Origin of the sequence: Chitinophaga sp. CC14, from assembly GCF_048957795.1 — a bacterium.
GTDB lineage: Bacteria > Bacteroidota > Bacteroidia > Chitinophagales > Chitinophagaceae > Chitinophaga > Chitinophaga ginsengisegetis.
Window position 1 is genome coordinate 1,501,888 of sequence record NZ_JARBFY010000003.1, and the last position, 21,113, is coordinate 1,523,000.

Genomic DNA, 21,113 nt, shown 5'->3' on the forward strand with positions numbered 1-21,113 from the left:
TTAAAAATAGATAGCCTGGCACGTGCACATGCTGCAGGTGTTAATGCATTATATAGCTGTAGATGAATGATGTTATCTGATCTTCCTGATTGACATATTTCCCTCTCCCGGTGTAAGTTCCAGGTTGTTTAGCTGACAAATAACTTCCAGGATATTCTGTAATGAATCTGTTTTCAATATCTGGCCGGTGAAATAAGCGCCATCAACATCGCTTTGCTCATAACGGATGTTGATGCCAAAAGCAGTTTCAAGTTTACCGAGTACACTGTCCAGTGGCGCATTATTGAATGCCATCAGTACCGCATGTTTTGTGTCAGCATTTCCTTTGGCAGAACGTGCTGCACCGGCCGCTGCTTTCGCTACTGAATACTGATGCAGGGCGCTGTCGAAATGAAGTTCCTCGCCAGGTTGCAAATAGATGTCTTCTTTAGTAGTGCCATCTTTTGTACGTACCAGCACTTTACCCGTTTCCAGTTTTACAGTTACCATCTGCGGATGCTGCGCATCTACCGTAAACAAGGTTCCCAATGCCATCGTAACAGTATTGCCGGCAGATACTGTAAACGGATTATCCCTGTTTGCATTCACATTAAAAACAGCCTTACCCTGCAGCGTGATATTGCGTACAGCGCTATCTGCATACAACAAAGCGGCGCCCGGTTCCATTGTTACCAGGGAACCCTCCGGCAAAGTGATGGTCACTGTTTTGAGGGTAGTATTGCGGATGAACTTCACATGCTGCTGCACCACAGCGATATTGCCCGGTCCTTTTTTCTGCAGGTTGCTGTAATACATGGCAACGAGGCCCGCCAGCAATATCAATCCGGCAACAGCTGCGGCATATGGCAGTAACCTGCTGTGCCAGCTCCGTATTGGCAAACGATGTATTTGTGCTTCCTGCGCTTCCATCCTGTTATGGAGCTGCATTAATATAGAAGCAGTTTTTTCAGGCGTCAGTGTTTGCTCGCCGGTGATCACTGCGCGGTCAAAGGCTTCCCGCAGCGACTGCCGCAGCACTGCGTCTTCTTCCTGCTCCAGCATTGTTTCCAGGAGCACCACGTCGGACGCGGTAGCCTTTCCGTCTTTTATTTTCTGTATCAGCGCAATAATCTGTTTCATATCTTTCAGGTATAAAAAGTAAGAAGAGGGGAAAAAGAGGGGATAGGTATAGGTTACGGAATTGTTAACAAAAAAACAGGCGTTCCTGTTACAGGTAAATAGTAAGGAAGATCGCCCCCAAAACCGGTACGGTAGGCTGGTTGGAGGCAATGTAAGAGCGGATGGACTCAGAAGAGGACTGGAGATATTCTTTTACGGTATGATGTGAAATGCCGAGAATACGGGCGGCCTCATTAGCGGTTTTACCTTCCAGACGGCATAGCTGGAACACTTTCTTTTTACGGGGAGAAAGATTTTCGATCGCCTCGTCGATCAGCGTCAGCCGGCTTTCCCGGAGGCCCGGACTATCCTCTTCCATTGTATCCCGGATGGCGGGATATACAGACAGTTTTGATTTTTCGAGGGCCAGCTTCTTTAAATACTGTAATGATTTATTATAGCTAACTGTAAATAACCAGTTGCCGGCTCCCTGTGTAAGGTCCAGCTGGTGGCGACTGTCCCAGAAGCTGAGAAATACTTCCTGCAGGATGTCTTCCGCAATATCATGCCGGTCAACCAACCGGCAGATGTTCTTAAAAACTGCATGGTGATACTGATGATAGATGCTATCAAATGCCATCACGTCTACTGGATTCAAAAAGGAAGTCAAAGCGGTGATTATTTATTTTATCGAAAGTAGCAGGACAATGTTACTCCAACGTTAAATCCGGTTCTTTCGCGCAACCGGCTGCTGAAAATCTTGTCGTATTTTTACAAACCGGGAGTGAATATTCGCAATTACATTTGGAGTATCATCTGAACACATTACATAGATCGGATGGCGTAAACTATCAAACTGACGTAATATGAAAAAGATAACAGCCATTGTAATGTTGGGTTGTTTATTGTTGGCCGCCTGTAACAACTCATCCAAACAACCGGTAAATAAAACGGCTATGACTTATCCGGTAAAATTGATCACGAAGTTACATTTCCCAATGGCGAAATAGTAAACAACCCGATGCGGGCTATTGCTAACAACAACGGCTGTGAATTTACTTTTACATTGTTCAGGATGCCGGGTAAAACAGACAGTGAGTTTAATGAAGATGCAGCAGCGGTAACAAAGGATCTGCAAAACTTAAAGGAGATAATGGAGCGTTAGCACGTTACATGGCGTATCGTACTCAGCTTCCATATATCTCCTCTTGTTATATTACACTCAGCTTCCGCGATATCAGTTCCGTTACAGCATCGATGGCTTTGGGGAAAACCCTGCGCAGGTCTATATCCTGGCTGTCCAGCAACTGTTGCTGCAGTGTTTTCATGAAAATGTTTTTTGTTTCCGTAGCCAGGTTCACTTTGGTAATACCGTTTTTAACCGCTTCTTTTAGCTGGTCGTCCGGAACGCCGGAGCAGCCGTGTAATACAAGGGCGGCGGGCGTGGCGGCATGGATCTGTTTTAGCAGATCGATCTGCAAATGAGGAGGTGATTTGTAGAAGCCATGCGCGGTACCAATGGCGATGGCCAGGGCGTTTACACCGGTTTCTTCTACAAAGTGCCGTGCCTGTTCCGGGCTGGTGAAGGAGGCTGTTTGTTCCTGTCCCAGTTTGGCGATATATCCCAGTTCTGCTTCTACATTAACATCATAGCCGGCGGCGACCCTTACAACGGCGGTGGTAGTACGAATATTTTCTTCAAAAGATCTTTCACTGGCGTCAATCATCACGGAGTCGAAGCCGGCATCCAGGCATTCACGGATTGTATGGATGTTGCTTCCGTGATCAAGATGTACCCATCCTGTTACGCCGTACTGACGAAGCGCCACCCTGGCCATATTAACCGCGGAGTTGATGCCCAGGTATTGCAGGGTGCTTTCTGATAGTTGTAATATCAGACTGCAGTTGGCTGCTTTGGCGGCCATCAGCAATCCTTTCAGTGTTTCGAAATTATAAAAATTCACGGCCAGCAAGGCGGAGCCTGACTGTGAGCATTGCTGTAATTGTTGTTTCAGGTTCATGCCGGTAGGTAATTAAATTTTTGAATGGCGATAGCGTGGAAGGTATCAAGACTATGAAAGGCCGTAGTACCACCGGGTGCGGTAGTGTTTACAGCACCCGCCAGGGCGGCGTATTCGGCGCATTGCTGCAACGAACGTTTACGGATATACTGACTGATAAAGCCTGCATTAAAGCTATCGCCCGCCCCGATACAATCTGCGATATCTGTTTGTGTAAAAGAAGGCTGATGGAAGAGTAACTGTCCATCCCAGATATAGGCGCCTGCTTCCCCATGCTTAACGGCTACAATATTGGCATAGGCGCTGATCATTTGCAGGCAGGTGGAAACGCTGGTGCCGCCGGTGAAGGCGCATAGCTCGGCGATATTGGGCAGAAAGATATCTACATAAGGCAACAGGGCAGGCAGATCTATATCCCATTGTTCTGCAGGATCCCACTGCGGATCAAGAGAGGTGGTGAGGCCCAGCTCTTTTGCACGGGCAAAAAGCCGGCATAGATCCGGTTTCAGGGCAGGCTGCAAAAAGATGGAGCTTACATGCAGGTGCCTGGCGCTTGTGAGCATCGCATCGGTAATGTCTGCAATGTCCAGTTCTTCCATAGCCCCGGGATAAGTGATCATGGCTCTTTCCTGCTCATGGCTAAAGGCAATGCTGATGCCGGTTCCGGCGGTCCGGCTGTATACGATACCGGAAGTATCCACTCCCTTGGATGATAATTCCGACAGTACTTTATGACCGAAGAAGTCGTTGCCTATTTTCCCGGCAAAGGTAACGGCAGCGCCAAGTGTACTGAGATTACAGGCAAAGATGGCGGCGCTGCTGCCCAGGGCAAAGGTCATGTCTTTTGCCAGTATCTCCTTTCCCAGTGCGGGCAGCGTATTAAGCTTGTTGAGTATCAGGTCTACATTCAGTTCCCCGACCACCAGTACATCAAACGTTGTGTTGTTCATAACGATGTTTTTATCAGGCATTGAGCGGATAGATGGCAACTCCTTCTACTACGCGGGTGATGGCGCCGTTAACGGAAGGATTGTCTGGTTGAAGGCCGAGCGACAAAGACGTATAAAAGGCCAGCAGTTGCAGCGGTAATATACTGCATACACATAAGAGGTCTTCCTCCAGCAGCAGCTGCTGATCGCCGGTGAGCAGGATGGCATCCAGTTCAGGTACTTCACCGTTGGCGGGCAGGATGCCGATTTCCATGAGTGCCTTGTTGCCCTGCTTCATCGAAACGACCAGGTCTTTTTCATAGTTTAAAACGTAGCTGTTGTTGGAAAATATATATACGATCAGGGTGCTTTCATCGATGATGGCTTTGGGGCCGTGCCGGAAACCGAGGAAGCTGTCGCTTTTGCAGATGACTTTGCCGCCGCTGAGCTCCTGTAGTTTGAGGTGCGCTTCTGTAGCGGTACCGTAAAAGGCGCCGTCGCCCAGGAACACCGCCCGGGTAAATTTTTCGCCGGCAATGGTGCGGAGCAAGGTGGTGTAGCGCGACAAGAGTTGATTGCCATAGGCGCATAGTACTTCCACCTGTTGCCGCATAGCGGGGATATTGTGCAGCCGGGTGATCAGGGCGCCGGTGAGCAGCATGCCGGTGTAGCTGCTGGTCATAGCAAGACTTTTATCATTACATTCCGGTGGCAGCAGGATCATATGTTGTGCGTGCTTGCTTTGCCAGCCTGCCAGCTGGCCGCTGTGGTTGCAGGTGATGATCAGGTGGTAGCAGCGCCTGGAGATGTTGTCTGCCAGTTCCAGCGCCGCGCAGCTTTCCGGGCTGTTGCCGGAGCGCGCAAAGGAAATGATCAGCGGTATCCTGTCGGCATGAAAGTAATCATGCGGATGCGCTACCAGGTCGGTGGTGGGGATGGCCCTGGTGATAACGCCGGTATGCCGGAAGAAGCTGCCCGTTAGCGAAAGACCAATAAAAGCACTCGTACCTGCACCGGTGAGGATAATGTTGTCCACTGTATGATAAGCTTCTTCCAGGAATGCCAATAATGCTGCTGCATCGCCGGTGAGCCCGTTCATAATCTTTTCCCATATATGAGGCTGCTGCGCAATTTCCCGGGCGGTATGAAAGGCTCCTTTTTCTTGCAATGCGGAAGGTTCCAGTTCAAGTACTGATTGCATAGTTAAGATATAAGTGAGTAATACAATACAAATATATCAAAAGGTATATTACTTTCAAAACCTTTTTATTATTTCGGTAATCTTGTTTTAAATTTCGTTTGAAAGAGATTGCATAATAATCTGTAACTTAGCTGGCTTGTAATAGTAAAATCTCAAAATAAATAACTGCAAATGGAAGAGAGCCAAAACGGATCAACTGTAAACCGGAGGAAAGAAATACTGCAGAAGCTGTATAAAAACGGCCAGGTGATCATCAGTGAACTAAGCAAGGAATTTAATGTGAGTGAGGTAACCATCCGGAACGACCTGGATCAGCTGGAGCAGAAGAACATGCTGCTTCGGGCCAGGGGCGGGGCTATCAAGCTGGAAAACAATGTAGGGGTGGATCAGCGGATCAGTGAAAAAAACAAAATCCATTATGTAGAGAAAGTGGCCATCGGCAAAAGTGCGGCAGCCCTCATTAATGAAAACGATACCATGATCATCGACTCCGGTACCACTACCGCGGAGATGGTCAAGCATATGCAGTCTTTCAAAAGCCTGAATGTAATCACCAATGCCATGAACATTGTGAACATGTTATCCGGCTATCCTAATATAAACGTAATCATCCCGGGTGGGTACCTGCGGCAAAATTCTATGTCGCTCGTAGGCCCGCTGGCAGAAAAGAACCTGCGCAGTTTTCATGTAGATAAGGTTTTTCTTGGGGTAGATGGCTTTGATACCCGCAATGGTATTTATACGCCTAATATGGAAGAAGCCTATCTGAACGAAATTATGATAGAAATAGCCAACGAAGTGATTGTGCTGGCGGATTCCAGCAAGTTTAATAAAAAGAGCCTTGCGTTTATTTGTCCTGTCAATAAGATCCACACCGTAGTTACCGACGCCGGTATTACCACAGAAGATAAGAAGCGGCTGGAAGACCTGGACGTAAAGGTGATCATCGCATAACATTCATTCCCCGGGTAAAGCTGTAAGCAGCAAAGATGGTCAGTGATGGCCATTTTTGCTGCTTTGTATTTTTATAGGTGTTCTTCCTTCGTTTCCTTTGTTATTCTTCTTCAAAATCTTTCTAAAAAAATATTTATTGCTTGTTTTCTATTTAAAAAACTTATATTTACTTTGTTTTAGAATGAAAAACAAGGTTTCGAAGGTCGGGCGACCTTGAAACGATAAATATTCCATATGCACAAATCCCGGCTTTGGCTTTTATATACCGCTATCAATACTGTATTTGTAGGAGTATGGGGGGCTTTTATAGAGATACCTGAAAAGGCCGGTTTCCCGGCAACGCTGGGATATATTGTATGGACGCTCACGATGCTGCCTTGCGCGATCGTCGCACTGCGGATAGTGGACTGGAAACTGGAACACACGCCACGGGATATTTTCCTGGGGGCTATGGTGGGCCTGCTCGGTGCAGGCGGGCAACTGATCCTTTTCCAGGCATTGCGGATAGGACCGGCATACATCTTATTTCCGCTTATCGCGCTGTTCCCGTTGCTCACCATCCTGTTATCGGTGGCGTTCCTCGGGGAAACCTGCTCCCGCAGGCAATGGCTGGGTATCGGAGTGGCGCTGCTGGCCGCATTTTTCCTGGCCTTTCAGCCAGGGCAAAATAAACAGGTGCAGGGATACACCTGGCTGATCATGGCCATGCTCGTGTTTGTGATGTGGGCCACCCAGGGCTTCGTGATGAAATTTGCCAATAACCGTATGAAAGCAGAAAGTATCTTTTTCTATATGACGGTTTCGTCTGTACTGCTGGTGCCCGCGGCCATCGGTATGACAGACTTCTCCCGCACCATAAACTGGGGATGGAAAGGAGTTGGGCTGGCTGTGCCCATTCACCTGTTAAATGCCATCGGTGCACTGATGCTGGTATACGCACTCCGCTACGGCAAAGCGATCATTGTAATACCACTCACCAGCTTATCATCCGTCATCACAGTCATTCTTTCCCTCATTATCTATGGTGTAGTGCCGGATGCGGTGCTGACAGCAGGCCTGCTGCTGGCAGCGGTGGCGATCTTCATCCTGTCGGAATAAAAATAAATACGATTAGAAACATAGCTGTCCGGGTGCTTATAACGCCCGCGACTATACGGAGTATTGATTTTATTTATTGTTCACCTGCAGTGCATAAAAAATAAAAGCACTGAAAAACCTCACATAATGACCACGCTAACATGGAAAAAATTCCTTATCGCCCCGGCTATGATAGCCCTCTTTGCCGGATCATGTAAAGTTGATCCAAAATTACTGAACCCGGATGCCTCGCTCACAAAAGAAGGATTGCTGGCAGATACCGTAAGAATTACGGTAGATAAGAATGCCCAGCTGATGACCACTTCACTCAAACTCGGAGTGACCTACATGAAAAACAACCTGGACTCCTGGGGGGACGGCCCCTCCATCACCAGGGGAACCAATTTGCTGAAAGGAGCCGTTGTTTATCACAACCAGCATATATTCGGTTTTGGCGCCGGTAATCCAGAGCCGCGACCCGGTATATACGACTGGACTTCCCTGGATGAGCGCGTAAGCCTGATGACCACCACCATGCTGTCGACACCGGTGATCACCTTCGCCACCGCTCCTACATGGATGACGGATACTACCTGGTACGCCGGAAAATATGATGAAGATACCGACTGGGATAAGATAGAATGGGCGCCACTGTTTTCACACGAAAAAGATTTCGCGCACCTCTGCGCGGAAACTGCAAAACGGTACACCTCCGTAAAATATTTCCAGGTATGGAATGAATTGAAAGACATGTGGGATACATTGCCCGGCCACAACCGTTGGGACTATGAACGCTATACCCGCCTCTACAACCTGGTGTACGATTCGGTTAAGGCCGTGCGCCCGGATGCCATCATCGGCGGCCCATACATCGGCATCGACTCCTGGCAAAATCCGCCATCCGGTGCCAGCAGCGGTATTTCAGACCCTGCTACCTATGGCACGCTGGACCAGCGCTGCCTGGATGTAGTTACCTATTGGCTGCAACACAAACATGGCGGTGATTTCCTTTGCATCGATGGAGGGATCGATGCCAACGACCAGGATGCCACCGACATCATTGCATCCACCAAAAAGTTTAAAGATGTAAGTACCTGGATTCATGCCCAAACAAACCTGCCCGTATGGTGGTCGGAAGATTATGTGGGATTAAACACCGATACCACCAAACAGCCGGCTGCCCTGGGATGCATGCTGGTATACCACGCACTGGGCGGCGATGCCGTATCGCTGCGCTGGTCGCCGGAACAACAGGAAGGAGAAGGAAATGTAAGCAACTTCTTCAGCAGTACCCTGGTGCCAAATGGCGGTAAGCCGTTTAATAACTATTTTCTGTACAAAGACTTTAACACTTATTTCCCGGCAGGTACTAAATTATATACCACTACGGTATCCGCCACAAGTGTGATGGTCATGTCTTCACAAACAAAAATAATGCTGATCAACAAAACAGCAGCATTGCAGAAAACCAAGATCAATAATACACTGGCAGTAAATCTGAATCCATACCAGGTAAAATATGTTACACTACCGTAACGCATATATGAAAAAACAGATCACCAGGGAATATCCGGAAATTCCGGGTATTCCCTATCTGGACTGAGTTTCGGCCTATCATCCAATACCATGACTAAAATATTTGCTATATCCTGCTGAAAAATATACTGACATTTTAAAAACAGATGATTATGGATCTCGACAAAGTAAAACCAAAACCATTAGGAAATGTTTCGTCATCACCGGAACATATCAGGTTACAGGACTACCGGCCGGAGTCGATATTTAGAACGCCGGAAACAGCCATCGTAAAAGCCGCTTTCCCGGTAATAGATATCCATACCCATGCATGGCAGCCGGAGCTGGATGTGAGCAAATGGGTGGCCCGCATGGACGATGCCAACATTGAAAAAAGTATTGTTCTTACATTTGAAACCGGTGCCGGTTTTGATGCCGTTACCCGGCAATATGCGGACTACGCCAACCGCTTCGACCTGTGGTGTGGCTTCGACTACACGGGTTATGATCAGCCGGGCAGTGGCTGGATAGATCATGCAGTAGCGGAACTGGAACGTTGCCACCGCATGGGGGCAAAAGGTGTAGGGGAGCTGGGCGACAAAGGACTCGGTGAATTTTATTCCCGCCCCGTAGCCGGATACGGCCTGCACCTCGATGATCCGCGCATGAAACCACTGTTTGAAAAATGCGGGGAACTGCATATGCCGGTGAACATACACATTGCAGATCCTATGTGGATGTACCTGCCGATGGATGCCACCAACGACGGGTTAATGAATGCCTACGAGTGGCGCATAGACCATACTCAGCCTGGACTCCTGGACCATCCCACACTGATAAAGACCTTTGAAAACGTGGTGAGGGAAAACCCCGGCACCATTTTCATTGCCTGTCATTTTGCTAACTGCACCTATGATCTCAGCATAGTGGGCAAAATGCTGGACCGCTATCCCAACCTGTACGTGGATAATGCCGCAAGGTTTGCAGAAACCGCTACCATCCCGCGCTTTGCCAAAGCGTTTTATGAAAAATACCAGGACCGGCTGCTATTCGGCACCGACCTGGGCTATGATCCTAAAATGGATATGGAGTATGCCACTAAGTTTTACCGCACTGCCTTCCGGATCATGGAAACAACCGACGATCATTTTTATGAACATGAAATTTTTACTTATCACTGGCCATTATACGGGCTGGGATTAAGCACTGCGATACTGGAAAAAATTTACCGTTTGAATGCTTTGAAGTTAATGCAGCTATGAAGAATAAGCCAACGATCAACTATTTACAGACTACCTAATACCGTAAGCGTATGTATTTCCAATGTATGAAGAAGGGCCCGTTAAGCGGGCCGTCAACCAAAAGACAGCGCAACGACGCTAAAAGAAAATACCTGTATAGTCATGTGTGCCTGATCCTGTTACTGCTCCTTTTAGGCGGGAGAAACAACGCTGCTGCCAACGCAGGAGTGAGGCAGGATACGCTGATACCTGTATCCGGCCTGATCACGGATGAAAAAGGAAATCCTTTTCCCGGCGTTACCGTTTACGTTCCTTCCCTGAAAACGGGCGCCGCCAGCGATGCTACCGGGCATTATCACATCAAAGCGCCTGCAAAGGGCTCCCTTGTTTTTAAGGCAATGGGCTATGCATCACAGGAGATGCCCGTGAATGGCCGCAGTAAAATAACGGTGAAGATGGAAGCAGAGAACGCCAACCTGAACGAAGTAGTGGTAACCGGTTACACCTCTAAAAGGTTATCACAGATTTCCAGCTCTGTGGCCGTGGTTTCCGGTAAACAACTGAATGATGTAACCTCCAATAATGTAGCCAGTCTTTTACAAGGAAAGGTAGCCGGGGTAGTAGTGCAAAACGCTTCCGGTAATCCCAGTGTAGCCGCTAACGTTACCATCCGCGGATCCAGTTCTATCACCGCCGGCTCCGGACCATTATATGTAGTAGACGGTATCATTGGGGGTACTGCCAACCCGAACGACATTGCTTCCGTTACTATCCTGAAAGATGCCGCCGCCGCAGGATTGTACGGCGCCCGTGCATCCAATGGTGTGATCATCATCACCACTAAATCAGGCCAGGCCGGTAAAACGCAGATCAGTCTTAATTCCAGCGTTGGCTTCAATAAAATGAGCATGGGCAATATGAAGCTGATGAACAGCCAGCAGCTGTATGATTATCAGAAGAGTTATTTTGCGCCTGCTGATTTTGCCAGGGACCGGCCTTCCAGCCTGCTGTCGCAGAATACCGACTGGATGGATCTTGCTTATCGCACGGGCCTTACCCAGAATCACCTGTTATCTGTATCCGGAGGATCTGAAAAAACACAGTTTTATGTCTCCGGAAATTATTATAAAGAAGATGGTATTATCAAACATACCAGCAATGAAGTATACAACCTGCGGGCAAATATCACACACCGTATTAATGAAAAGCTGAAGCTGAGCACCCGGATCAACGCGGCTTCCCGCAATTTTGAAAATGAAGCCTCCGGGAACTACGGTGCACTGGTATTGTCTAAAATAAATTTACCGTGGGATAATCCGTATAACGCGGATGGATCCATAAAGATGGGTACAGAAGAAGGATGGATAGGCCGTGAGCACGACAACTTCCTCCACGGGTGGCAATTCAATTATGATAAAGGCAAACAGCTGACTACTTATGCCGATCTTAACCTGGATTATTATATCACGCCACATCTAACTTTTTCTACGTATAACCGTGTAAGTTATTCCAACCTGCGCAGCGAATTATATTATGATGTGCGTTCCAAAGCAGGCAGGGGACTGGGGGAAATGTACAACAACTCCAGCTATGAAAACAGGCTGATCACTTCCAACCGCCTCAGCTACCAGCGCACATTTGGAGAACACGCGCTGAGTGCAATAGCAGTAGCAGAAGGGGAGAAGAATTATTTTGAAAACAACAGTCTTTACGGCAACAAGATTCCAGCAGGATTACATATCATGGATGCAGCGGCCAACATCCAGAAGTCGCCCTTTGGCCCCGGCAGTAAGTCGGAGAACCGGTTTACAAAAGGATTGATACAGGTAGATTATACCTTCCGCGAAAAGTATAACCTCATCGGCGCTTATATCAATGAGTCGTCGTCCCGCTTTGGCGCCAACCATCGTTCGGCGGGCTTTTACACATTAGGAGGTTCCTGGATCCTGAGTAACGAATCGTTTATGAAAGAGCAACGGTTTATAGATCAGCTGAAGATCAGGGCCAGTTATGGTATTACCGGTAATGCGGAAATCGGTGACTACCAGTCGCTGGGCATTTATGCATACACCTCACAATATGCGTCCAATCCGGGTTCTGTGCCATCTGTATTACAAAATCCTGATCTCACCTGGGAAAAATCAAAGACGGCCAACATCGGGCTGGACATAGACCTGTTAAAGCGTATAGCCCTGACCGTTGATGTGTATGATAAAACCACCAGTGCCTTATTACTGGATGTACCGGTTCCTTATACCAGCGGCTATGCATTTGTTACCCGCAACGTAGGCTCTGTACGTAACAGGGGAATAGAGTTTAACCTGAACACCAAAAATATCAATGGCGCCCGCTTTAAGTGGGAAACCAGTTTTAATCTGTCTGTCAACAGGAACAAAGTGCTGAAGCTGAACAACCATGAGGATATTCCCTACTCATCCCTCCAGTGGATCAGCGAAGGACGTGATCTTTACAGCTGGCATATGCGCAAATGGGCCGGTGTGGACCCGAAGAACGGCGACCCGTTGTGGGAAGTAGTGAGTACAGATGCCAACGGTAAGCAAACCATCAGCACCACCAACTCCTACGACGATGCTACCTTGCAATACATAGGCAGCGCGTCGCCGGATTTCACCGGTGGTATCAACAACCGCTTTACCTGGAAAGGACTTACCCTGAGCGCCTTCTTCAATTTTGTAAGCGGCAACCAGGTATATGAAGAAAATACAAATGATGGCAGTGAGCCTACTTCCAATTCAAGGGTACTGCCTGAAAATCATAACAGGTGGCAGAAAGAGGGAGACATTGCTACAGATCCCAAAGCAGTGTATGGCGGTAATAAAAATTCTGACCTGGAATCGTCCCGGTTCCTGGAAGATGGCAGCTACCTGCGTTTGCGCAACATCACGCTTTCGTACGATGTACCGGAATTTTTCCTGCAACGGATAAAGGTGAGCAATGCACGGGTGTTTGTCAGCGGCGACAATCTCTGGACGCTGACCCGTTTCTCCGGCATGGACCCTGAAATGGGACTACGGCCATATTCGCAACCGGCAGGAGAAAGCGGTAACAATTTCCAGCAGAACAGTACAAAATATCCGCTGGCGAAGAAGATACTGTTTGGTATTAACGTCACTTTTTAAAACAGCAGCTATGAAAAGGAATCTCTTTAAATATTATACACTCGCTGCCGCTATCCTGGTTATGACCGGCAGCTGTAGCAAAGACCTGGAGCCTTATAACGGAAAATCAGATAAGGCGGCCCTGGAAACGCCGGAAGACCTGCAAACCGCTACCTATGGTACTTATTCGGGGTTGGTGGACAGGATGTATACCAAAAACCTCAACCAGCTGGGAGAATATCCCGGTGATGATGTAGCGTTAAGCGGCGCCACCGGCGACCAGGTATTTTATACCTATACCTATACTCATTTTCCGGGAATGGGGAATACCGAACAGTTCTGGCAGGGCGCTTATAAAGTGATCTATTCTGCCAATGCTATCATCGAAAGAATCAATGACGGCACATCCCCGCTGCTGGATCAGCTGAAGGGGGAAAACCTCTACCTGCGGGCGATGGCGCATTTCGACCTGGTACGTATTTTTGGCCGGCCTTATCCACAGGGCGCAGGTAACAATCCGGGTGTGGTGATTAAAGACAATACAAAAGATGACCGTCCTGCCAGGAGTTCTGTAAAAGACGTATATGCGTTTGTGATAGCCGACCTCAAACATGCAGCAACGTTGATGAAAGAAAATAAAAGCGCGGCCTTTGCATCCAAAGAAGTAGCGGAAGCTTTATTGTCGCGCGTGTACCTGTACATGGAAGACAACGCCAACGCTTTGTTATACGCCAATAAGGTGATCAGCTCCAACCGTTATCGGCTGATGGAAACCCAGCCTTATAAAACATACTTTCGCGTAATACCGGAAGAAAACCCGGAGACGATCTTTGCCATCAGGCACACCGTGGCAGATGACCGCGGTAAAGATGCCATCGGATCTATGTATTACAATGATCCGGTTACACAATCTACCGGGTGGGGAGAGGTATATGCTTCTGTTGCTTTTGTAAAACTGCTGGACCAGTATCCCGGAGATGTGCGCCACAGCTTTGTAGAGCCACAGCGTGATGCCAATGGCAACATGCAGTTGCGCAATCAAACGCCGGTATATTTTATCAACAAATACAACTGGCAGGAAGGTGTCGCTAACCTGAGTTCCCCGGTGATCCTGCGTTTGGCGGAAATGTACCTGATCCGGGCAGAAGCCAATGCCAAACTGGGCAATGCACAGGCGGCCATTGATGATGTGAACCTGATCCGTCGTCGTGCTGGTTTATCCGGCGCTGCGTTGTACACCGTTGGCGATCTGAAAGGCCGTGCCTCTGTACTGGATGTAGTGCTGGAAGAGCGTCGCCTGGAGCTGGCGTTTGAAGCGCACCGGCCGTATGACCTGTATCGCAACAACCGTCCTATGGTGCGCGCCTATCCCGGTTTTCATGGCAGCAATCAATATGATCAAACCATTCAGCCAACAGACCCGCAGGTGATCAATTATATTCCCGAGCGTGAAACCGGCCTTAATCCTAACCTCACCCAGAATCCATGATCATGCTGCAATATTGTAAACGGGTATTAGTCCTTGCAGGGATCTGTTGCTACACATCGCTGGCTGCGCAGCAACCTGCTGCGGTGCTGAAAGTAGCTGCCACCAGCGATTTTACTGTAACCGGTGATGGCAGTCATCGCGGTTGGAACAAGGCGGCATGGATCACATTGCCGCAACGTAGTGGAAACGAATCTGCATCTACAAAAGTAAAAGCATTGTATTCACCCAACGGGATATACTTCCTCTTTAATTGCGCGGACCAGCGGCTCAGCGCTGCCATGCAGGCGGATTTCCTCGACCTGTGGACAGAAGACGTGGCAGAAGTATTCCTGTGGCCGGACACTTTGCAGCCGGCTTATTTTGAATACGAGATTTCTCCGTTGAACTATGAACTGCCTATTTTAATATCCAATCAACAGGGCGACCTGGTACGCTGGCAGCCATTTCATTATGATGCAGACAGGAAAACGCAGCACGCCACCACCATACAGGGTGGAGAAAAGAAAAGTGGCGCCACGGTGAAAAGCTGGACGGCGGAATTCTTTATTCCTTTTAAACTCCTGCGGCCACTACAAAATATTCATCCCCGGAGGGGCACTACCTGGAAGGCAAACCTGTACAGGGTAGACTACGACAAAGGAGAAGCGGAGTGGTCGTGGCAACAAACAGGGAAGAGTTTTCATGAGATAGAAAAATTTGGTTACCTGGTATTCGAGTAAAATCAATTTTTAAATTTTTAATAGTATTCAAGATGAGGAAACAATTATTAGCGGGTATTCTTTTTTTAATGCCGGTGATTGTATTTGCACAAAAAGGCAAGCTGGTATGGTCGGATGAATTTAATTATACCGGGCATCCCGATCCTAAAAAGTGGCGTTATGAAGAAGGCTTTGTAAGACACCGTGAGGCACAGTATTACACCAAAAACCGGTATGAAAATGCGCACGTGGAAGGAGGGAACCTGGTCATCAGGGCGATCAAGGAAGAGCCGTTGCGTTTGATCAAGGGCGGCACCAGCTTCGTTACCTCCGACAGTGGGGGAGAGTTTACTTCTGCCTGTCTGAATACAGAAGATATTTTTGAATTTACCACCGGCAGGGTGGAAGTGCGGGCCAAGCTGCCGCATGGCAGGGGCGTGTGGCCGGCCATCTGGACATTGGGTAACAACATGGCCTGGGGCCCCGGGGATTCGTCCCAGGTGTATTCTGAAATTGATATCATGGAGTTTGTAGGACATGATCCCAACAGCATCCACGCCAACATCCATCCGGGTTATGAAGGTGGCAGCCGTGGCGGACAGATCACCGTGGAAAAGCCGTGGGAGAACTTTCACGTGTATGCCGTAGAGTGGTATAACGACCGGATCGATTTTTTCTTTGACGACCAGAAGTATTTCTCTTACTACAAAAAAGATGTACCCGAAGGCAAGTGGGCCTATCATATCCCCCAATACCTTTTGCTGAACCTGGCTATTGGCGGCGACTGGGGCGGTGAACAGGGAATAGATCCGACCATCTTCCCGGCAGACTTCCTCATTGATTATGTGCGGGTATACGAACTCAAATGATGATAAAAGAAAAACGAACATGAAAAAAAATATCAGCCGCCTGTTAGCGGCCTTTCATCTGCTGCTGTTGCCTGTGACGCTGTTTGCGCAAAAGGGGGATCTTAAACTGCTGGACTGGCAGCCACGCAGCCAGCTGGTGGTAAAGGAAACCAAAGTGATGAAGCCGAAGCTCCCGGTGATAGACATCCACAACCACCTGGGCGAATTAAAAAACACCGCGCACTACCTGTCGGAGATGGATAAAGCCGGCGTGATAAAATGCGTGAGCCTGGATGCCTATTCAGCCGGCGATCAATACCTGCAACACCTGAAGGCATCACAGGCAGTATCAAAAGACAGGTTCCTTGTATTTTTCCGGCCCGATTTCAGCAGGATCGATGAACCAGATTTTGGTATAAAAGAAGGAAAGAAGCTGGAAGCAGCGGTGAAGCTGGGTATACGCGGCGTAAAGATTGCCAAGGAACTGGGCCTCGTCATAAAAGACAAAAGCGGAAAGCTGGTGCCGGTAGATGATCCGCGCATCGATCCCTTCTGGGAAAAATGCGGGGAGCTGGGGATCCCGGTACTGATACACGTATCTGATCCGAAAGCGTTTTTTACACCCGTAGACCGTTACAATGAACGGTATGATGAGCTGGGCGCGCACCCGGACTGGTCTTTTTACGGGCCGCAGTTTCCCTCCAAGGAGGCCATACTTACGCAGCGGGATCATATCGTTGCGCGTCATCCCAAAACCATTTTTATCGGCGCGCATGTGGGCAACCTGCCGGAGGAACTGGAGCGGGTAGGCGGCTGGCTTGATAAATATCCGAACTTATATGTGGAGATTTCTGCGCGGATCAGTGAGCTGGGAAGACAACCATACACTGCACGCGATTTCCTGATCAAATACCAGGACAGGGTTTTGTTTGGCACAGACACACCCTGTGATGCGGAAGCTTATCGTATTTACTATCGTTTCCTGGAAACAAAAGACGAGTATATAGATCCGTCTCCGAGTCATCATATGCAGGCGCGCTGGATGATTTACGGGTTATACCTTCCGGATGAAGTACTGGAGAAGATTTACAACGGGAATGCTTCGAAAATACTGGGGTCATATAAAGGGGGGAAGTAGGTCTGCGTACTATATGAATGAGGCGCTATAGGGTACCGGGATGGCAACTGCCATCCCGGTGCTATATATGGATGTTTTTAAGATACGGCCTGATCCTGATATCGGTTTACATTTATGGCCAGCTGTCACTTTGCAGCAGTTTCTATAATAACATTAACATCGCCTACACTTTTATTGTCAGTGGATGTGGCGGTACAACGCAGCTTAAACCGGTTATTGGTATAAGCTTCCTGTTTAACATGCAACGTTACTATTTCTCCTGAGAACCCAAGGTTGTCTGCCAGTAAAGTCATTTCCCGGACATACATTTTTAATGACTTATCGTCAGTGATGTGATGAATATAGGCAGCAGCCAGGTCCAGCAGTGTATTCATCAGGATGGCTACCGGCATCGCGGGAAAGTGAGGGAAGTGTCCTGCGCAATAATCATCCTGTATTTTGCCTAATGAAGCAGACGCTGAGAGGGCGGAAAACTGTACATCAAAAAGCTGCTTCTTTTGATGATACGGATTCTTTAATCCGAAATCCGGTATTTCTTTATGAAAATTGTAATACAGCCGTTCGAATATTGCATGAGGAACTACATGGAAACTGTTTTCTATTCCACAGATAAGTTGATTGTCTTCATCAAGCAAACAGGCTTTTATATTTGCCATTCTTTTGCTGAAAAAAGTACAGGTTGCTGTTGCCACTAATTTCTTTCCCGTGTAATGTGTTTTTTCAATGGCCCTTTTATATGTTCCGCGATGGGCAAGATAGTAGTGCTTTTGTTTTACGGGGTTGCTCAATGCACAGCATACCGATCCCAGGATAGCAAGATGCCTGCATGCCTCCGCCGCACCGATGGGGAAGATCTCATCTCCCAAAGGTTGTTCTACTTCTATACTGGCGGTCGCAAAATTGCTGGCATAAACAATTACATCCTTCAGGGCATAATAAGGTTCATGAACATCTATCAGTTTAAAGATCTCTTCCTTTGATAATATTTTGATTGAATTTCCGGTATGGTTTAACGCAATGGCTTGGGATTGGATCTCCACCATCTCTTTACTTTGGATTGTTTGCAGGCTTTCCATAGTTTGTGTATTTCGGTTTTAAATGGTTATTTGAGGACATAAAAGTATACTACCGCCACAGGATGCGGACCGTTTGTCTGATACAAAAATATGCATGGTAGTTTACCTGCATAGCAGGAACTATTCACTTGTGCGGTAATGCCGCCTGTAAGATAATCTGTGGAAACCGGTTAGGCGTCCGTGGTTATTGATTGAGTAAATGAATGCAAACAACTGGCCTTCGGGTAACGGTAAATGTTATATAGTGTTGATATTTTTACAGCGTGGTAAGCATACTGTATAATGCAGCCGGTGAAGGATGCAGGGTTCTTAGGATTTGTTATTTACTATCGCTACGCACGAATCAGCTGTTCTTTAAAATTAATTAGTTTTGCTAATAATACAAAATGTAATATTCCTTTATACAGAACTTTCCCGGATGCTATTGCCTGAATAACCGGTACCATTTATTTTTGTCGAAATGACAATAATTTGTGAAATTGGCCGGTAAAATAGTATTTTACGGCTTATCCCGGAACAGTGGCAGTATAAAGCAGATGGATAGTTTATAGCGGCAACCATTATAACATAATAAAGGGAATCCATTTTTAAGCGTCAACCAACAATGCCGGTTATGATCCGGTTGTTCCTTTCATGATGAATAATCCTAATTAAAAGCAGGCACGGATTGATTGCCGGCTTCATGATTATTCATTTTTTAAAGTATATCATATAAGCGGGGATGGAGCTGATTAAATCGTTTGAACGTAGCCAACCATACGGAGAAGCTGAACTGCTGCAACGGCTTGCTGTTGCTGATGAAGCGGCGTTTTCTGTTGTTTTCAGAGAGTACTATGCCGTTTTGTGTGCTTTCGCACAAAAGATTATCCGGGAATCTGCTGATCCGGAAGATCTGGTAAATGAAGTGTTTTTAAAATTATGGAACAGGCGCCAGGTATTTGAAGATATCAGGCACCTCAAGGATTTTTTGTATAAATCTACCCGCAATGCCTGCTTTGATACCATCAAGGGTTCTATCCACAGTAGAGAGCGGCAGGCCGTATTTCTTGGAACCCAGGCGGAGTGGGAAACCGCGGCAGATCTTGAAATGATTCGCCTGGAAGTATTCAATGAACTCCATCATGAAATCAACCAGCTACCGGAACAATGCGGTAAAATTATACGCATGGGTTATATCGATGGCCTGAAAAACGATGAAATTGCCCGTGAGCTGGGACTGTCTGTACAAACCGTAAAAAACCAGAAATCGAGAGGCGTGATGTTGTTAAAACGCCGGCTCCCGCCGGAAGCTTTTGTTCTTCTCCTGCTGATATCTGCCCATTCATAATTTTTTTCAGATTGCTTTGGTACTACCAGGTTATCACGTCGTATTAATGGAAAGCGCAGTGCCAACATGGATGAACCAAAATCAAATGCCCTTTTTATAGCGGGCCTTCTCAGCAAGCATCTAAAGGGAAACCTGACCCCGGAAGAGGCGTCGGAGTTACAGGCGTGGATCGCTGACAATGAACAGCGCCGGCAGTTGTGGGATGATATTAATGACGCAGGCGTTCAACAGGTGGCGCTAAAGCTGATTGCACAGTATAATGAAAACGAAGCACTGGAACATTTTCTGGCCAGGCATTCACCGCATACACAACCAGCACCGGAGCACCGGGTTCCTTTCCTGCAACGATGGAAATGGGCAGCAGCAGCTGCGGCTATTATATTTATGGCCGGCGCCTTATACTGGTTCCAGTCCCAACGGCAGGCTCCCGCCGGTTTTGCAAATAATGCACCGGTAACTGATATCTCACCCGGTAAAAATGGTGCTATACTGAAATTAGCAGACGGTTCCAGCATTGCACTGGACAGCCTCGCTAATGGGGTGGTAGCCACGCAGAATGGCGCTCCCATCGTACTCGATAATGGCGCGCTGGTATACGGCCGGGGCGGAAACAAAAACAATGAAATTGCCTATAATATAATTACGACCCCAAATGGTCGCCAATTCCGGGTAGCCTTACCGGATGGTACGCAGGTGTGGTTGAATGCCGCCAGCTCTATCCGCTATCCTACGGTATTTGACGGTAAGCACCGGAATGTGGAGATCACCGGAGAAGTATATTTTGAAGTGGCGCCGGATGCCCGCACACCATTCCAGGTAACCGTGTTGAACAACGCCCGTATTGAAGTACTGGGCACCCATTTCAACGTAAATGCCTACGCAAATGAAGAAAGTCAGCATACCACCCTGCTGGAAGGCGCGGTGAAAGTGATATCGCTGAAAGAACACGCATCAGATCTCTCCCGCAAGGGCATAGTACTCCGTCCCGGGCAACAACTGCAATTGTCGGAAACACCCAGGGTTATCGATAATGCAGACATCGATAAAATCATGGCCTGGAAAAACGGTCTTTTCGATTTCGACGGAATGGACCTGAAGTATGCCATGAAACAGATTGCACGGTGGTACGATGTAGAAATCGTATACAGGGGCACTGTACCCGATATTAAATTTTATGGAAAAATCAGCAGGAATATAAGCCTGGCGGGCCTCATCAAAGGTCTGAACAGCACAGGAGTACATTTAAATATTGAAGAGGGCAAACGACTGGTAGTCACACAATAATCATCATCATAAAAAAGATTGTCAAACAGGATTAGCCGGAAAAACAAAAAGCCGGAAGCAGTAGGAGCGCTTCCGGCAGGTAGCCGGCTAAACTAAAA

Annotated in this window: 19 protein-coding genes; 13 read left to right on the forward strand and 6 right to left on the reverse strand. The window is 47.6% G+C overall.

Annotated elements, in window-relative coordinates; all coding sequences use genetic code 11:
• Positions 1-72: 72 nt before the first annotated feature.
• The gene (locus PV783_RS16160) at positions 73-1,119 is read right to left on the reverse strand and encodes a FecR family protein (RefSeq protein WP_420988741.1); all 1,047 of its coding nucleotides are present in this window, start codon (positions 1,117-1,119) and stop codon (positions 73-75) included.
• Between the two features lie 88 nt (positions 1,120-1,207).
• Positions 1,208-1,768: an RNA polymerase sigma factor gene (locus tag PV783_RS16165; RefSeq protein ID WP_420988742.1), complete on the reverse strand. Its 561-nt coding sequence runs from the start codon at positions 1,766-1,768 to the stop codon at positions 1,208-1,210.
• Between the two features lie 196 nt (positions 1,769-1,964).
• Between PV783_RS16165 and PV783_RS16170 the strand changes: the two genes are divergently transcribed.
• Both PV783_RS16170 and PV783_RS16175 read left to right on the forward strand, forming a co-directional pair.
• On the forward strand, positions 1,965-2,108 hold the full coding sequence (locus tag PV783_RS16170; RefSeq protein ID WP_420988743.1) for a hypothetical protein: 144 nt from the start codon (positions 1,965-1,967) through the stop codon (positions 2,106-2,108).
• 11 nt (positions 2,109-2,119) lie between these two features.
• The gene (locus PV783_RS16175; RefSeq protein WP_420988744.1) at positions 2,120-2,263 is read left to right on the forward strand and encodes a hypothetical protein; all 144 of its coding nucleotides are present in this window, start codon (positions 2,120-2,122) and stop codon (positions 2,261-2,263) included.
• Between the two features lie 46 nt (positions 2,264-2,309).
• Here the strand turns inward: PV783_RS16175 and PV783_RS16180 are convergent, their stop codons facing one another.
• Genes PV783_RS16180 through PV783_RS16190 form a run of 3 tightly spaced genes read right to left on the reverse strand, consistent with a single transcriptional unit; the run spans position 2,310 to position 5,249 of the window.
• Positions 2,310-3,119 (reverse strand): class II fructose-bisphosphate aldolase, encoded by an 810-nt coding sequence (locus PV783_RS16180; protein WP_420988745.1) that lies wholly within the window; start codon positions 3,117-3,119, stop codon positions 2,310-2,312.
• The gene (locus PV783_RS16185) at positions 3,116-4,069 is read right to left on the reverse strand and encodes a carbohydrate kinase family protein (protein WP_420988746.1); all 954 of its coding nucleotides are present in this window, start codon (positions 4,067-4,069) and stop codon (positions 3,116-3,118) included. The genes PV783_RS16180 and PV783_RS16185 overlap by 4 nt, the downstream gene beginning before the upstream one ends.
• Positions 4,070-4,082: 13 nt before the next feature.
• A complete protein-coding gene (locus tag PV783_RS16190) occupies positions 4,083-5,249 on the reverse strand; it encodes an SIS domain-containing protein (RefSeq protein WP_420988747.1) in 1,167 nt (388 codons plus the stop codon).
• Positions 5,250-5,420: 171 nt separating this feature from the next.
• On the opposite strand from PV783_RS16190, the gene agaR reads away from it, so the two are divergent.
• The 9 genes from agaR (at position 5,421) to PV783_RS16235 (ending at position 17,328) form a co-directional block, all read left to right on the forward strand.
• Positions 5,421-6,203 (forward strand): transcriptional repressor AgaR, encoded by a 783-nt coding sequence (gene agaR / locus PV783_RS16195; RefSeq protein ID WP_420988748.1) that lies wholly within the window; start codon positions 5,421-5,423, stop codon positions 6,201-6,203.
• Between the two features lie 234 nt (positions 6,204-6,437).
• Positions 6,438-7,301 carry an EamA family transporter gene (locus PV783_RS16200; protein ID WP_420988749.1) on the forward strand — a complete coding sequence of 288 codons (864 nt, stop codon included), beginning with the start codon at positions 6,438-6,440 and terminating at the stop codon, positions 7,299-7,301.
• 126 nt (positions 7,302-7,427) lie between these two features.
• Entirely contained in the window at positions 7,428-8,816 is a 1,389-nt protein-coding gene (locus PV783_RS16205) for a hypothetical protein (protein ID WP_420988750.1), read from the forward strand.
• A 152-nt stretch (positions 8,817-8,968) separates the two neighbouring features.
• On the forward strand, positions 8,969-10,057 hold the full coding sequence (locus PV783_RS16210) for an amidohydrolase family protein (protein ID WP_420988751.1): 1,089 nt from the start codon (positions 8,969-8,971) through the stop codon (positions 10,055-10,057).
• Positions 10,058-10,107: 50 nt separating this feature from the next.
• Positions 10,108-13,176 carry a SusC/RagA family TonB-linked outer membrane protein gene (locus PV783_RS16215; protein WP_420988752.1) on the forward strand — a complete coding sequence of 1,023 codons (3,069 nt, stop codon included), beginning with the start codon at positions 10,108-10,110 and terminating at the stop codon, positions 13,174-13,176.
• Between the two features lie 10 nt (positions 13,177-13,186).
• Positions 13,187-14,644 carry a RagB/SusD family nutrient uptake outer membrane protein gene (locus PV783_RS16220; protein ID WP_420988753.1) on the forward strand — a complete coding sequence of 486 codons (1,458 nt, stop codon included), beginning with the start codon at positions 13,187-13,189 and terminating at the stop codon, positions 14,642-14,644.
• 2 nt (positions 14,645-14,646) lie between these two features.
• Positions 14,647-15,363, forward strand: a complete 717-nt coding sequence (locus PV783_RS16225; RefSeq protein ID WP_420988754.1) for a carbohydrate-binding family 9-like protein — start codon at positions 14,647-14,649, stop codon at positions 15,361-15,363.
• A 32-nt stretch (positions 15,364-15,395) separates the two neighbouring features.
• A complete protein-coding gene (locus PV783_RS16230) occupies positions 15,396-16,211 on the forward strand; it encodes a glycoside hydrolase family 16 protein (RefSeq protein WP_420988755.1) in 816 nt (271 codons plus the stop codon).
• Positions 16,212-16,230: 19 nt separating this feature from the next.
• The gene (locus PV783_RS16235) at positions 16,231-17,328 is read left to right on the forward strand and encodes an amidohydrolase family protein (RefSeq protein WP_420988756.1); all 1,098 of its coding nucleotides are present in this window, start codon (positions 16,231-16,233) and stop codon (positions 17,326-17,328) included.
• Between the two features lie 125 nt (positions 17,329-17,453).
• On the opposite strand, the gene PV783_RS16240 is transcribed toward PV783_RS16235, so the two are convergent.
• Positions 17,454-18,404, reverse strand: coding sequence for a hypothetical protein (locus tag PV783_RS16240; RefSeq protein ID WP_420988757.1), 951 nt, complete (start codon positions 18,402-18,404; stop codon positions 17,454-17,456).
• A gap of 721 nt (positions 18,405-19,125) precedes the next feature.
• On the opposite strand from PV783_RS16240, the gene PV783_RS16245 reads away from it, so the two are divergent.
• Together PV783_RS16245 and PV783_RS16250 are read left to right on the forward strand one after the other, a co-directional pair.
• Positions 19,126-19,731 (forward strand): RNA polymerase sigma factor, encoded by a 606-nt coding sequence (locus PV783_RS16245; RefSeq protein ID WP_420988758.1) that lies wholly within the window; start codon positions 19,126-19,128, stop codon positions 19,729-19,731.
• Positions 19,732-19,797: 66 nt separating this feature from the next.
• Positions 19,798-21,015, forward strand: coding sequence for a FecR domain-containing protein (locus PV783_RS16250; RefSeq protein ID WP_420988759.1), 1,218 nt, complete (start codon positions 19,798-19,800; stop codon positions 21,013-21,015).
• Positions 21,016-21,113 lie beyond the last annotated feature (98 nt).

What these genes read in the sequence shown, in the direction of transcription:
- PV783_RS16160 (WP_420988741.1), bottom strand. Translation starts at nt 1,119, where the DNA reads ATGAAACAGATTATTGCGCTGATACAGAAAATAAAAGACGGAAAGGCT.
- PV783_RS16170 (WP_420988743.1), top strand. Translation starts at nt 1,965, where the DNA reads ATGAAAAAGATAACAGCCATTGTAATGTTGGGTTGTTTATTGTTGGCC.
- PV783_RS16175 (WP_420988744.1), top strand. Translation starts at nt 2,120, where the DNA reads ATGCGGGCTATTGCTAACAACAACGGCTGTGAATTTACTTTTACATTG.
- PV783_RS16180 (WP_420988745.1), bottom strand. Translation starts at nt 3,119, where the DNA reads ATGAACCTGAAACAACAATTACAGCAATGCTCACAGTCAGGCTCCGCC.
- PV783_RS16185 (WP_420988746.1), bottom strand. Translation starts at nt 4,069, where the DNA reads ATGAACAACACAACGTTTGATGTACTGGTGGTCGGGGAACTGAATGTA.
- PV783_RS16190 (WP_420988747.1), bottom strand. Translation starts at nt 5,249, where the DNA reads ATGCAATCAGTACTTGAACTGGAACCTTCCGCATTGCAAGAAAAAGGA.
- agaR (WP_420988748.1), top strand. Translation starts at nt 5,421, where the DNA reads ATGGAAGAGAGCCAAAACGGATCAACTGTAAACCGGAGGAAAGAAATA.
- PV783_RS16200 (WP_420988749.1), top strand. Translation starts at nt 6,438, where the DNA reads ATGCACAAATCCCGGCTTTGGCTTTTATATACCGCTATCAATACTGTA.
- PV783_RS16205 (WP_420988750.1), top strand. Translation starts at nt 7,428, where the DNA reads ATGACCACGCTAACATGGAAAAAATTCCTTATCGCCCCGGCTATGATA.
- PV783_RS16210 (WP_420988751.1), top strand. Translation starts at nt 8,969, where the DNA reads ATGGATCTCGACAAAGTAAAACCAAAACCATTAGGAAATGTTTCGTCA.
- PV783_RS16215 (WP_420988752.1), top strand. Translation starts at nt 10,108, where the DNA reads ATGTATTTCCAATGTATGAAGAAGGGCCCGTTAAGCGGGCCGTCAACC.
- PV783_RS16220 (WP_420988753.1), top strand. Translation starts at nt 13,187, where the DNA reads ATGAAAAGGAATCTCTTTAAATATTATACACTCGCTGCCGCTATCCTG.
- PV783_RS16225 (WP_420988754.1), top strand. Translation starts at nt 14,647, where the DNA reads ATGCTGCAATATTGTAAACGGGTATTAGTCCTTGCAGGGATCTGTTGC.
- PV783_RS16230 (WP_420988755.1), top strand. Translation starts at nt 15,396, where the DNA reads ATGAGGAAACAATTATTAGCGGGTATTCTTTTTTTAATGCCGGTGATT.
- PV783_RS16235 (WP_420988756.1), top strand. Translation starts at nt 16,231, where the DNA reads ATGAAAAAAAATATCAGCCGCCTGTTAGCGGCCTTTCATCTGCTGCTG.
- PV783_RS16240 (WP_420988757.1), bottom strand. Translation starts at nt 18,404, where the DNA reads ATGGAAAGCCTGCAAACAATCCAAAGTAAAGAGATGGTGGAGATCCAA.
- PV783_RS16245 (WP_420988758.1), top strand. Translation starts at nt 19,126, where the DNA reads ATGGAGCTGATTAAATCGTTTGAACGTAGCCAACCATACGGAGAAGCT.
- PV783_RS16250 (WP_420988759.1), top strand. Translation starts at nt 19,798, where the DNA reads ATGGATGAACCAAAATCAAATGCCCTTTTTATAGCGGGCCTTCTCAGC.